The sequence below is a fragment of the Acidimangrovimonas sediminis genome (assembly GCF_002871005.1).
Classification (GTDB): Bacteria; Pseudomonadota; Alphaproteobacteria; order Rhodobacterales; family Rhodobacteraceae; genus Acidimangrovimonas; species Acidimangrovimonas sediminis.
On sequence record NZ_PHSN01000001.1, the window covers coordinates 150,680 to 163,752 of the forward strand.

The 13,073-nt window shown below is 64.9% G+C and carries 12 protein-coding genes; 8 read left to right on the plus strand and 4 right to left on the minus strand.

What is annotated here, in order from left to right; genetic code table 11:
- Positions 1–22: 22 nt before the first annotated feature.
- The 6 genes from CVV76_RS00595 (at position 23) to CVV76_RS00620 (ending at position 6,062) form a co-directional block, all read left to right on the plus strand.
- Positions 23–580, plus strand: a complete 558-nt coding sequence (locus tag CVV76_RS00595; protein WP_102222676.1) for a TRAP transporter small permease subunit — start codon at positions 23–25, stop codon at positions 578–580.
- A 15-nt stretch (positions 581–595) separates the two neighbouring features.
- Positions 596–1,897, plus strand: a complete 1,302-nt coding sequence (locus tag CVV76_RS00600; RefSeq protein ID WP_102222677.1) for a TRAP transporter large permease — start codon at positions 596–598, stop codon at positions 1,895–1,897.
- 11 nt (positions 1,898–1,908) lie between these two features.
- Complete coding sequence (locus CVV76_RS00605; RefSeq protein WP_102222678.1) at positions 1,909–2,604, plus strand: cyclase family protein; 696 nt, start codon at positions 1,909–1,911, stop codon at positions 2,602–2,604.
- A gap of 31 nt (positions 2,605–2,635) precedes the next feature.
- Positions 2,636–4,045, plus strand: a complete 1,410-nt coding sequence (locus tag CVV76_RS00610; protein ID WP_102222679.1) for an amidase — start codon at positions 2,636–2,638, stop codon at positions 4,043–4,045.
- Between the two features lie 93 nt (positions 4,046–4,138).
- Positions 4,139–4,450, plus strand: coding sequence for an ETC complex I subunit (locus tag CVV76_RS00615; RefSeq protein WP_102222680.1), 312 nt, complete (start codon positions 4,139–4,141; stop codon positions 4,448–4,450).
- 163 nt (positions 4,451–4,613) lie between these two features.
- Entirely contained in the window at positions 4,614–6,062 is a 1,449-nt protein-coding gene (locus CVV76_RS00620; RefSeq protein ID WP_102222681.1) for a DUF6880 family protein, read from the plus strand.
- A 403-nt stretch (positions 6,063–6,465) separates the two neighbouring features.
- Here CVV76_RS00620 and CVV76_RS00625 read toward each other — a convergent pair whose 3' ends face one another.
- A complete protein-coding gene (locus CVV76_RS00625) occupies positions 6,466–7,782 on the minus strand; it encodes a PDDEXK-like family protein (protein ID WP_102222682.1) in 1,317 nt (438 codons plus the stop codon).
- Between the two features lie 343 nt (positions 7,783–8,125).
- Between CVV76_RS00625 and CVV76_RS00630 the strand changes: the two genes are divergently transcribed.
- On the plus strand, positions 8,126–8,710 hold the full coding sequence (locus CVV76_RS00630; RefSeq protein ID WP_102222924.1) for a poly-gamma-glutamate hydrolase family protein: 585 nt from the start codon (positions 8,126–8,128) through the stop codon (positions 8,708–8,710).
- Between the two features lie 399 nt (positions 8,711–9,109).
- Here the strand turns inward: CVV76_RS00630 and CVV76_RS00635 are convergent, their stop codons facing one another.
- Positions 9,110–9,787 (minus strand): helix-turn-helix transcriptional regulator, encoded by a 678-nt coding sequence (locus CVV76_RS00635; RefSeq protein WP_102222683.1) that lies wholly within the window; start codon positions 9,785–9,787, stop codon positions 9,110–9,112.
- Positions 9,788–9,889: 102 nt separating this feature from the next.
- On the opposite strand from CVV76_RS00635, the gene CVV76_RS00640 reads away from it, so the two are divergent.
- On the plus strand, positions 9,890–10,765 hold the full coding sequence (locus CVV76_RS00640; RefSeq protein WP_102222684.1) for a DMT family transporter: 876 nt from the start codon (positions 9,890–9,892) through the stop codon (positions 10,763–10,765).
- A 43-nt stretch (positions 10,766–10,808) separates the two neighbouring features.
- On the opposite strand, the gene CVV76_RS00645 is transcribed toward CVV76_RS00640, so the two are convergent.
- Complete coding sequence (locus tag CVV76_RS00645) at positions 10,809–12,545, minus strand: lysozyme inhibitor LprI family protein (RefSeq protein WP_102222685.1); 1,737 nt, start codon at positions 12,543–12,545, stop codon at positions 10,809–10,811.
- Positions 12,542–12,859, minus strand: a complete 318-nt coding sequence (locus CVV76_RS00650; protein ID WP_146010219.1) for a hypothetical protein — start codon at positions 12,857–12,859, stop codon at positions 12,542–12,544. The genes CVV76_RS00645 and CVV76_RS00650 overlap by 4 nt, the downstream gene beginning before the upstream one ends.
- Positions 12,860–13,073: the final 214 nt, after the last annotated feature.

The following is a 13,073-nucleotide window of genomic DNA, read 5'->3' on the forward strand; positions in this document are numbered from 1 at the left end:
CTGACTGCCGGAGGCGACCGTCGTGAAAGCCCTGACCACCCTGTCCGCCTGGATCTTCGGCCTTGCCATGATCGGGCTGGCCTTCTTCGTGACCGCCGACGTGATCGCGCGGAAGTTCTTCAGCTTCTCGTTCGAGGGGACGGGGGAGATGGGGGGCTATATCCTGGCGGTCGGGGCGGAGCTGACCTTTGTCGTGGCGCTGACCCAGCGCGCGCACATGCGTATCGATGTGCTCTATGCCCGGCTGCCGGTCGCGTTGCGCGCGGTGCTCGACTGGGTGTCGCTCGTCACGCTGGCCGCGATGGCGCTGCTGATGGCGATGCTGGGGTGGCAGATGCTGCGCGACTCGATCTCCTACCACAGCACGGCGCAGACGCCCTGGGCCACGCCGCTGGCCTGGCCGCAAAGCTTCTGGTTGGCCTCGCTCGCGCTGTTTGCGCTGGTCGCCCTGTGGCAGCTGGCGCTGGCCAGCCGCGCCCTCGTGGCGCGCCGGTGGGAGGAGCTGAACGCCCGGTTCGGAAGTGCCGGGGAAAAGGATGAGATCGAGGCCGAGCTGGCCGATCTCGAACGGCGGCGCTGAGGCGGGGGCACGAAGATGGATATCCAGACCGTAGCGATCGGCTTTGCCGTCATGCTGGCGCTTCTGCTGCTCAGCCTGCCGGTCGCCGCCGTGATGACGATCACCGGCGTGGTGGGCGGGCTGATGCTTTACGGCATGCCGCTGGTCAACTCCATGGGGTCGGTTGTCTGGGGCGTGCTGAACGACAACCTGATGACCGCGGTGCCGCTGTTCATCCTGCTGGGCGAGATCCTGCTCCGCAGCGGTATCGCCGACCAGATGTACGAGGCGCTGTCGCTCTGGATGGGGCGGCTGCCCGGCGGTCTTCTGCATTCCAACATCGGGGCGAGTGCGCTCTTTGCCGCGACCTCGGGGTCGTCGGTGGCGGCGGCGGCCACGATTTCCACCGTTTCGCTTCCGGCGCTGACCAGCCGCGGCTACCCGGTGCGCCGGTCGCTGGGGTCGCTGGCGGCGGGCGGCACGCTGGGGATCCTGATTCCGCCCTCGGTCAACCTGCTGATCTACGGCTCGCTCGCGGGGGAATCCGTCAGCCGGCTGTTCATCGCGGGGATCATCCCGGGCCTTCTGCTGACCGCGTTCTTCAGCCTCTACATCCTGATCGAGGCGCGGATGTTTCCCGGCCACGAGATCGAGATGCCGCGCGTGGGCTGGTCCGATCGCTTCGGGTCGCTGCGCCACCTGTTCGGGCCGCTGGTGATCTTCGGCATCATCACCGGGTCGATCTACACCGGGTTCGCCACGCCGACGGAATCTGCCGCGCTCGGCGTGGTCGGTTCGCTGGCGATCGTCGTGTCGCGCGGCAAGCTGTCGGTCGCATTCCTGCACCAGTGCTTCGTCAATACCGCGAGGACCTCGGGGATGATCCTGCTGATCATCACGGGCGCCTTCATGCTGAACGTCACGCTGTCGCTGGGCGGCGTCGCGCAGGCGGCGACAAGCTGGGTCGCCTCGCTGGGGCTGCCGCCGACCGGGCTGCTGATCGCGCTGATCGTGTTCTACATCGTGCTGGGCATGTTCATGGACGTGCTTTCGATGATGGTGCTGACGATCCCGGTGGCCCTGCCGATCGTCAAGGACGCGGGGATCGACCCGATCTGGTTTGGCATCTTCATCATCCTGATGTGCGAGCTGGGCCTGATCACCCCGCCGGTGGGGATGAACCTCTATGTCGTGCACGGCGTGCGCGCCGACCGGGGGCCGTTCCGCGACGTGGCGCTTGGCGCCGTGCCCTACGTCGGGCTGATGATCGTCTTCGTGCTGATCCTGATCGCCTTTCCCGGACTGGTGACCTGGCTGCCGAACCAGATGAGCAACTGAAAGGAGCCGCGATGACGCGTATCGTCGATCTCACCCTGCCGCTTGAAAAGGGGCTTCCCGCACCCGGGCGGCTGGCCTCGCCGGTGATCGTGCCGCACACGACGCACGAGGAATCGAAGAAGCTCAAGCAGGGAACGCCCGAGGATCTGCTGACCTTTACCACCTGGTATCTCGCCATGCTCGATCATTCGGGCACCCATATCGACGCGCTCTCGCACAACGATCCCGAGGGGCTGACGGTCGACGAGATGCCGGTCGAGTGGTTCATGGGCAAGGCGGTCTGCCTCGACCTGCGCCATGTGGGCGATCGGGGCGATATCACGGCCGCCGACATGGACGAGGCCGCGCGCAAGGCCGGGGTCAAGGTGGACGGCCACATCGTCTTCATGTGCACCGGCATCAACGCCCGGCACTGGCCCGACCCGGTGATCTGTTCCATGAACCCGCAGGTCACCGCGGGCGCGACACACTGGCTGCATGACCACGGCTCACGGGTGCATGGGGTCGAGGGGCCCTCGACCGACCGGATGGACGAGAACCTGTTCGTCAACCACCGGATCTGCCGGGACCTGAAGATGGTGCACTACGAATGGATGTGGAACCTCGAGGAAGTGCTGGGCGTGGGCGAGTTCCAGTTCCAGGGCGTACCGCTGCGGATCAAGGGGGGCTCCGGCTCTCCGGTCCGGGCGCTGGCCTTCGTCGACTGATCGCGTGCCGGCCCCCGGGAAAGGGCGAGACATGACGGACCCTTATGAAACGGCCACCTCCCTGGCCGGGCGGCTGCGGCGGGGCGAGGTTTCTGCGCAGCACGCGACCGAGGCGTCGCTGGCGCGGATCGCGGCGCTGGACGGCCAACTGAACGCCTTCCTGACCGTCGACGCCGAGGGCGCCCGCGCCCGGGCGCGCGACCTGGACCGCCAGCGCGCCGAGGGCGCGCCCTGCGGGCCGCTGCACGGTGTGCCGGTAGCGATCAAGGACGTGACGGCGACCGCCGGGCTGCGCACGACCCAGGGCTCCACCCTCTTCGCCGATCACGTGCCCGCCGCCGACGCGCTGTCGGTCGCGCGGTTGCGGCGGGCGGGGGCGGTGATCGTCGGCAAGACCAACACCCCGGAATTCGCCTTCGGCGCGGTCTGCACAAATCGTCTCTGCGGCCCGACCCGCAATCCGTGGGACCTGTCGCGTACCTCCGGCGGATCGAGCGGCGGCTCGGCCGTGGCGGTGGCGACCGGCATGGTCCCCCTGGCGCAGGGCACCGATTTCGGCGGCTCGGTGCGCATGCCGGCCTCGTTCTGCGGCCTCTTCGGCCTGCGCCCGGCGCCCGGCACGATCGCCGAGCCCGAGCGCGCGCTGGGGTGGAGCAGGCTGTCCACGCAAGGCGTTCTTGCGCGGAGCGCGGCGGATGCGGCGCTGATGCTGGGCGCCATGGCAGGCCCGGACCCGCGCGATCCGCTCTCCGGCCCGCCGCCCGATCTTGGCACCTTGGATACCCCACCCCCCGCGCCGCTCCGGCTGGCCGCCAGCCTCGATCTCGGCAGGGCCTTCCCGGTCGACGCCGAGGTCGCCCGCGCCTTCGACCTGGCCGTCGCGCGGATCGAGGCGGCGGTCGGCCCCGTGGCCCGCGCGGCGCCGCCGGTCCATGGCGCGGCAGAGGCGTTCAAGACCCTGCGGGCGGCCGAAAGCTGGTACCGCTCGGGCGCCATGGTCGAGGCACATGAAGATGCGCTGACCCCGTCCTTCGTCTGGAACGTCCGGCAGGGCCGCGGCCTGAGCGCGGCCGACATGCTCGAGGCCGACGCCGTCCGCACGCGGGTCTGGCGCGATTTCATGGCCTTCTTCGCCGCGCATGAAGTTCTGGTGATGCCGGCCTGCGCGATCCTGCCATTCCCCAACGCGCAGGAGGAGGTGATGGAGGTGGGCGGGCGGCGGCTCGGCTCGATCATCGACTACCTCGCGTGCACCTTCCTGATCTCGCTGGTGGGTTTCCCCGCGCTCGCAATCCCCGCGCCGCGCGCGGCGGGCATGCTGCCCTTCGGTCTGCAACTCGTCGTGGCCCCCGGGCGCGAGGCGCTGCTCCTGGATCTCGCCACGCGGCTGGAAGAGCAGGGCTTCGCCTTCGCCCCGCCGCCGCTCCCCTCGCCGCTCTAGCCTCCACGCAAGGCGGGTGGGGCGCGGCTTCCCCTTGCGCGGCCTGGAGAATTTGGGGATAACCGGGCCAGAGTCGATTTCGCGAGGACGATCATGCGCGCACGCATCTACAAGCCCGCCAAGACCGCGATGCAATCCGGTACCGCCAAGACGCACCAGTGGGTGCTCGACTTCGCGCCGGAAAGCCCCCGCGGGATCGATCCACTGATGGGCTGGACCTCGTCGCCCGACACTCAGAGCCAGGTGCGCCTGCGCTTCGAGACCCAGGAAGAGGCCGAAGATTACGCGCGCGAGCACGGCATCGACTACGTCGTCATGCAGCCCCACGGCCGCAAGCCGAACGTCCGCCCCCGCGGCTATGGCGAGAACTTCGCCACCGAACGCCGGGGTGCCTGGACCCACTGAGGGTGTAAATCCGGATCAAGTTGCGGCGGAATCGCAGTCAAGATCCGGCGAGGCCCGATTTTCTTGGGCTTGAGCATGCGGGCCCTTCGCGAGGCAGGCGCTTCTGTGCATGCTGGGAGTCCCCTGGTCTTCCCGCGCCGCCAACTTTCACAGCCTTCCGTCTATGTCCAAGAAGACCCTCAACCAAGCCAACCTTGAGAAGCTGGGCGCGGAGACGCTGGCCGCGCTGGTCATGGATCTGGTTCAGGGCAGCGCCGCCCTGCAACGCCGCGCCCGGATGGAGCTGAGCGCCGCACAGGGCCCCGGGGAAGTCGCGGCCGACCTGCGCAAACGCTTTGCCTCGCTGCGCCGCTCCACCGCCTATGTGGGCTGGCGCAAATACAAGGGGCTGGTGAAGGACCTGCAGGGCCTTCTGGCGATGATCGAGAGCCAGGTCGCGCCGCAGGACCCGAACGAGGCGTTCGAACTGCTCTGGTCGTTTCTGCAGCTTGCGCCGTCGATCCATGGGCGCACGGATGACAGCAACGGCGCGATCGGCGGGGTCATGAGCGACGCGGTGGAGATGATCGCCGATCTGTCGCCGGTGATGGCCAAGGACCGCACCGCGCTGGCCGAGCGCATTCTCGAGGCGGTGGCCGAGGCGGGCTATGGCGAATTCGACGGGATCATCCCGGCGACGGCCGACGCGCTGGGCCACGACGGGCTGGAGCATCTCAAGGAGATCACGGTCGCCTGGGCCGATGCGCCGCTGACTGAACACGAGCTGGCGCAGTACGATGGCATCGGGATCGGCATCGGGATCCGCCCCTCTGCCGCGGACAGCGCAAGGCGCCAGAAGCAGGCGACGCGGTCGATCATCCTTGCGGACATCGCGGATGCGCAGGGCGATGTCGACGCCTACATGGCCCGCTATTCCGACGAACAACTGACCTACGGCACCATCGCCCCGGACGTTGCGCGCCGCCTGCTGGACGCGGGCCGCACGGAGGAGGCGTTCGACATCATCACCCGCGCCCGTGCCGCGGAAGAGGGCAAGCCGTTCCGGATGTTCCGCTACGATCTGGACGCGGTCTACGAGGACTGTCTTGAACGGCAGGGCAAGACGGAGGCGCTGAAGGGGCATCTGTGGGCAACGTTCGAACAGACCCTCAGCGTGTCGTGTCTTCGGAAGTATCTGAAGCTCTTGCCAGATTTCGACGACATCGAGGCCGAAGAGGCCGCGCTGGACTTCGCGGAGGCCTATCCGCAGCTGGTTGCGGCGATCGGCTTCCTCGTCGAGTGGCCAGCGCATGCCCGCACCGCACGGGTCGTCATCGCGCGGGCCGACGATCTGGACGGGGATGCCTATCTCACCCTGACCACGGCGGCGGACGCGCTCACGGCAGAGCATCCGCTGGCCGCCACGCTCCTGCGCCGTGCCATGGTGCTGGACACTCTGTCAGGCGGAAAATCCAAGCGTTACCGCTACGCGGCGCGTCATCTGGCCGAATGCCAATCCTGCGATGCCGCGATCGAGACCTATGGCGCTTATCCGAACCACGCGCAGTTCCTGGAAACGCTGAGGCAGGAGCACGGGCGGAAACACGGGTTCTGGCGGCTTGTCGAGGCGTGACCATCGGCTACGACCGGGCATGTGGATCCTGTGGGAGCGGCGGCGAGAGACGTGCCATACTTGAGGGACGTAATTGGTGCCGCGCGCCTGTGTTGCGTTTGGAGGATGGAAGCGTCAGTTTTTCGCGCTCGGGGCCTTAGCTCTGACTCGCGCGTGCGTCTCCTAGGCGCCGGCTGTGTTCGAAGCGCCAGGAGGGCAGCCTTGGTACAAGGGGCGGAGAGCCGACCTTCGCTGCGTCAAAGACGAACGGCAGCAGTGCGCAACGTAGCGTACCTAAGCATCTTCAGCGTCAGTGTCTCTCGCCAAGTTTTCGCAGGCGCTCTCCTACCTTGTACGCCTGCCACGCTTGTTGGATTTGGTGAATCCGAAATTCGCCGGGTAAAAACGGAAGGATAGGGCTTTGTCATTCTTCGTTCGGCTCATATTTGCCATGCGATGCGAATTTGGGCAGTACAGCAGCGATTGCGTCAATCTCTGGCCTGAAATCTTTCAGGGCTTTCTTGATCGTGTTTGCAATCTTGTCTTGGTCGTGGATGTCATCCAAGCTAAAGGAGTTTTTCTTGAACATCTTGGAGTATCTACGGCCTTCATCAGCTGCCCCCCTTTGAAATCCGATGCGCAATCTTCCGTTTTTCTCAGTAGTATCCTGGATAGCATTGATCAAATCACGACGAAAGTCGTGATCGCTGATGGGGCCAACTTCGGAAAACAGCCTAATCTTTCCTGATGTGCCGTCAGCATCAACCGTCAACTGCACCCACATTATGACGGGAAATCCCATCCACCAATTTTCGCAGCCGTGCCAATAAAATTCATCCTCACCAAGTGCTTCGTACCAGGTTTGAGGAAGGAAGCTAATATGGCTTGCATCTGAGTGATTGAAGACGAACCCCTTCCTTTCGACCTCCGCTATATCTCCATACTCCAGTTCTTCTCCAAAGACTGTGTCACAGGCGAACGAGAAGTCTGTTGCCTTCCCATGCTCAATGATAAAATCCAAAACGCGTCGATGATCTCGGTAAAGCTGCTTGGCAAGCTGTTCCAAAGCTTTCTGCTCTTCACTCATGTCGGCAGCTTCCCTTATAACTTCCAGATAGTGATTTACAAATGTTTCTACTTCGGCAGTCAGAGGGTGTCGCCCCGACACCACTTGTTGCTCCAATATCTCGCAGATTGAGCCGTAGTTAATAGGAGCATATCTGTCGTCGTTAGGTTCTTCGTCCCATAGTGACAAAAAGATGCCTCGAATATGAGAGAAGTCGTCTTGGTCGAAGGTCAATCGGACTAACTCCAGATAGCGCGTCAACTGATTGGTGTGTTGTCCGCTATCGAACTTGTTCTCAATCACGAAGACCCATTTGTTTGCTGGACTCATCAGGAGGATGTCGATATGCTTCCACTCGCGTCGTACCTCCGTATCCATCATGTCAGCTTGGGATACCTTCAAGGCTGATGGCTGCATGGCCGCGTGATGGCCCCGTAGCGCCTCCGAAATAAAGGCTTTCAAAAATTTATCTCCAAGGCCGTGCGTTTCTTGGGGGGTGAGAAGCCAAGCGAGAATGGCCGAATGGCGGATTTCCATTCTTGCCATCCCCATAGTCTTGATCGGATTGAATTTCGAAAGATGCGCCCGGATCTCGTCGAGGTCTGGGTTGTTGACGAATAAGCTTTCCAGCTCATCCAAGGTTGGGGCGGTCTGCAAAGCTGGAACTGCATTCATTGGCAAATCTCAAAACTATTTTTCTATTGGGGTGAACCTCAGGGCCGCTACTGAACCTTATCTAGCCGCGCCTCAAACCCTGCTTTTATTGTAACCGGTTGCTATGGGGGAGCAATAGCAAAGCGCGCAAATTCTTCTTCCCACACAGCATTTGCTTTCTGCCACCGTATGCCGCGCTTTTAGCGAAGGGCTGGCTCGGGCCATTGGCTACTTCGAACACAAACGGCAACTTCGAGTTGGGGACCGGACATCTGCCGCGCCTGGCACGAAGGCTGGCAACGGGCCGATGTCATCTGGTCGTCCTTTGCTTGACGAACGTTTCTTCATGTCTGAAACTATCATGATGGCCGACCGCTACCGCTCTTTCTTCGACCTTGCTGCCAATGAGCGGCTCGATACCGACTATCGCATTCGGGCTTTGGATCGTGGCTCAGAGACGGTGATCTTGGCGCCGCATGGCGGATGGATAGAGCCCGACACTTCTGAGATCGCCCAGGCAATCGCGGGCTCTGATATTTCGCTCTACGCTTTCGAGGCACTCAGGAATGGGCCTCACGGCCAATTTCACATAACTTCCCACCTTTTCGACGAACCTGAAGCCGTCTCACTTGTCGGTAGATGTTGGACCGCAGTTGCAGTCCATGGAAGGCGCAACGAGGGGGCTGACGCGGTTTGGCTGGGTGGTCGCGCCACTAAACTACGTGACGCTGTGGGAGCCTCTCTGCGCGGCGCCGGATTCAAGGCTGAACTTAACGAAAGGCTTCCAGGTTTGGAGGTTACAAACATCTGCAACCGGACGCGCTCCGGCGAGGGTGTGCAGCTTGAGCTTTCACGACGGCTGCGTAGCCAGTTGGTCGCCGATGCAAACCTTTTGCAATCCTTCTGCGAGGCTGTTCGAATTTCTGTTCTGCCACCACCCGCGATCTGAGAGCCGCCTACACGGCAGAATCGACGGCTGTCGCCTTCGGCGGGCCGCGGTGCAGCATCAGAGGGAGGCGATCAATGGCCGGTTTGGGCCGTCCTTGCTGAGCGCAACTCACTTGGGAACCGAGTACGCCGCACCACCGTAGGTCTGCTCCGAGCCCATTCTGTTGAAAACTCGGTTGATGGGTTGTGACGGGCGACTAGCCGGGAAACTTTCCCTGCCACGCGGAATTTCGGTCGTCAATCCGACTTTCCACGCATCACCGAGGAACAATGTTCCGCGCTTCGCTCCGCCGCGAACGACGACCGGAGTATTTCGGCAGAATATGCCCGTTGCAGACGTTCAAGCCATGCCCGTTCTGCCTGGTGCGCGCGAGGATGCCGCGCTGCCACGGTGAACCATTCAACGTGTATCAACTGCGCCTGCGCGGTATTGCTCTTCCCAGAGTGCACGCAACGGCGCGCCTTGTCCGGGGAACCCTTCTTCCTCACACCGTGCGGCGAGCATTCGGTCGAGCCGGAAACTCCGGAAGTCCTGGCGCAGCTCGCAATGGGCGACGAGGACGGTGTTGTCGGCATAGTAGATCAGGACCAGGGGCCAGACCTTGCGCTCGGTCTGGCGGCCCTCGGCATCGCTGTAATGCAGGGTCACCTTGCGCTCGCGGCGGATTGCCTGGCGCAAGCTGCCGGGGTCGACCGCGCGGGACGGAACCGTGCCCCAGCTCGAGGCGATCAGATGCTCGGCGGTCTGCGTCGCGTCGCTGAGCTTGCGCGCAGCTCGAAGCCCGGCTTGCCACAGGCCTTCGTCGCCCGTCCGCGCGATCAGGCTCAGGCCGATGAGGACGGCCTCCGCCTCGTCCTCGTCGAAGTTCACCGGCGGCAGGTCATAGCCGCGACGCATGACATAGCCGACACCGGGCGCCCCCTCGATCGGCGTCCGCATCGCCTGAAGCGCAGCGATGTCGCGGTAAATCGTGCGTTCGGAAACCTCGAGCGCACCGGCAAGGTCGGCCGCGACGACAGGGGCCGTCGCGCCGCGCAGGATCTGGATGATTTCGAACAGTCTCGAGGTCCGCGCCATGCCGTCTTTCCGCCTCCGGCTCGATCACTCCTGACAAAAAGATGTCAGGAGTGATGCCGTAATTTGCGCCGGAACTCCACCGATGCAAAGGATCCGATCTTCATGACGCTCTCCGACCGCGCAAAGGGGCGTACCCTCGTGATCTGCTCGGCGCTGACCTTCAGCTCTGCCGGCATCTTTACGCAAGGTGTTAGTGCCGGCCCCTGGGATATCGTTTTCTGGCGCGGGATCACGGCTGCCAGCTTTACCCTTGCCTACCTCGGCCTGACGGGGCGGTTGCGCGCGGAATGGCCCCGGTTCGGCTGGAGCGCCTTGGCCGCGGCGGTCATCGGCGCCAGCGGGACGGCGGCCTTCATCCCGTCCTTCAAGCTAACGGATGTGGCGAGCGTCACGATGATCTACGGAACCTGCCCCTTCGTGACCGCAGCGCTCGGGTGGTTGTGGCTCAGGGAGCGCCCCTCGCCGCGTGTTTTGTTTGCAAGCCTTGTGGCGCTGGCCGGCGTGCTGATGGCGGTCTCCGATACAGGGCATCTGGCTCTTCGTCCCAACGCCTTGCGAGGTGACCTCCTGGCTTTCGGCATGACTCTGGCGATGGCGATCCTGATGCTGATCTATCGCCGCTGGCCCGAGACGCCGGCCGGTCTGCCCGCCGCGCTCTCATCTGTGCTGCTTCTGCCCTTGGCGGCCACCTTTGGACAGATCGGAAACGTCTCGGGCGGTGAACTGATTATCTTGTCCCTTTTCGGGTTGGTCTTCGCCGTTGCGTCGGTCACGCTCTCGCTCGGCGCGCGCCGGCTCCCCGGGGTGGAGACCGCCCTGCTGTCCACGTTGGAGCTGCCCTTCGCGCCGTTGCTCGCCTTTCTCATCCTTGCCGAGACACCGCCGCCCCGGACACTGTTCGGTGGCCTCGTCGTGCTCATGGCCGTGTTCTATTCGCTGCTGGAGCGGCCTCAGAGCGAAGCAGAGCTGCTTGAGTGAAGTGCGCTGACACCTGGTGGGGGATGGGCCCCTACCGGGGTGGTTACTCGGTGTCGGCGAAGGGTTTCAGATCCGCGATCCTCTCCTTCGTCAGCCAGGCGAGGAGCCGGGTCGGTGCGATCGCGGGAAACTGGTGGCGCGCAAAGCTGCGCCAGGCGTCGCGGTAGGCGAGCCAGGCGCGCTCGGCCGTGTGGATGCCGGCATGGGTGACTGTGGTCGAGGGCAGGCTGTCGGCGCTCTGGTATCCCGACACCTCGCCCGGGGCGAGGCTGATCGCCATGATCTTGCGATAGAGCGCGTTCAGCGCGGCGTCGGCGGCGCGGGCGTCGGCTTTGCCCGCCTGTGGGAGCTTGCCTGCCGCGACCCGCGTCAGAGTCGCCGCGAAGGCGTCGAGCACCGCCTCGCGGCGCTGGATCGCGAACATGCCGCGGGCGGTGCCGCTCATGTCGACCTCGTTGTCGGAACTGGCCTCGGCATAGGCCTCCGCCGCGCGGCGCAGCGGCGCGAACCCCGCCCGCTCAGCCTTGGTCCAGGACGCGGTGATCGCCGCGATCCGCGCGTCGCGCTTCGCGTCGGCGATATCGGCGGCGCGCCCTGCGCATTGCGCCCCGGCAAAGCCGCTGGTGATATCGTCGCAATAGTCGAAGGGCTTGGCCTCGGCCGGATCGGCCTTCATCGCCTGAAGATGCTCGATCCGTCCCTCGAGTTCCGCGGGCGCGCCGTAGATGCGGCAGGCGAGCGCGGTGGCGAGGTCGAGATCGCGTTTCGCGCCGCGGCCGTTGGCGTAGATCGTCATTAACATGCCGATCCCGGCGAAGGGATCGTCGCCCAGATCGGGGCGGTCGATCTCGTAGAAGGCACAGGCGCGGGCGCGGGTCGGATCGGCCGGTTCGCGAATGCCGTAATAGAGCGCCGTGGAGTCACAGCGGCCTTCGGGGGCCCCGCCGCCGCTGCCGGGGATGTCGCTGGCGGGCGGATGCAGGTCGTGCAGCCGGGCGCAGATCTTCTGGGTCGCGCGCAGGCCGGGATCGTCGCCCAGCCCCGAAATGTCCGCATCGGCCCAGGTCCAGTCCGCCTTGGGGATCGGCGGCGGTGCCAGCGGGTCGAATTCCAAGCCGTCACCGATCTCCGCCAGCGCCTCGGGCCGCCGGCGTGGCAGGTCGTGCCAGGTGACCTTTGGCGCGTCGTCCTCGACCCGCTCGACGGCGTGCTTCCAGCGCGCGGTCAGGTAGTTGTAGCTGTCCGTGGTGACGGTGTTGTCGGTCCGGCTGGCCGAGGTGCTGTCATAACCGATCAGGACGAAGCGCTTGTCCTGCCAGCGAAAGGTGAAGGTGGCCGAATTGATGGATGTCCCGAAGCTGCCGAGCGCGACCTGCAAAGTACCCCGGGCGATCGTCACCCCGCCTGCCGCGATCCCGGTGAGCGGATCGTAATCGGGCGCGGGCACGACCGGGATCAGCCGGTGGTTCTGCAAGACGAGGCGATAGCCGCCCGCCGCCCGCGCGAAATAGACGGCGAGCAGGCGGGGATTGCGGTCGACCGGCAGGCCCTGGTCGTCCTTGCCCTTCAGGTTGGGATCGGCGCCGCGCAGCACGAGGGCGAGGTCGGGGCGGCTGTCCCCGTTCAGATCGCCCCGCGCCGCGATCTCCTGCCGCCAGCCCTGCGGCACGGCGGCCCCGGGGCCTGCGAGCGTGGCGGGCAGGGTAGGATAGACACCGTGCGCCCCCACCGAGGCGGCGGCAAGAAGCGCCAGCAGTGCGATGGCCCCGGCCGCCCTCATCCCTGCACGGCCGCGCCGTTGCAATGCGCCTTCATCCAGGCGCTGTAGTCGGTCATCGCCTGCATCAGCCGCGGCGTGAAGGTCACCTCGTGGCGGCTGGCCATCAGCTCCAGCTCATTGCCCGCGATCCGCATGTCGCGCTTGGGGTCCGGGGCGGTCACCCCCGCAGCCAGCTGAAGAACCGCCTTCGCCTGCTCGTGGAGGGTCGCGAAATACTCGGGCGTCGCCTCCGCTGCGGCCGCAGCGGCGGCGGCGGGATATTCCTTGGCGATCTCGCCGGCCGCGGCCTCGATCGCGATCGGACTCATCACCATGCTGATTTTCGTGCACGCGCCCAGTCCCGGGCCATCCTTGGTGGCTGCCTTGGCGGGCAAGACCGGACCCGAGACGCCCAGGCCGAGCATGACAAGAAGGGTTTTCACGATGGATCGCATTGAATGGTTACTTTTCGGCGTGGCCTTGTGCGGCGAATGCCGGGCACCGCGTGGGGGCCGGCTCTCGCCTGGATTCTCTTCAGGGTTGAGTTCA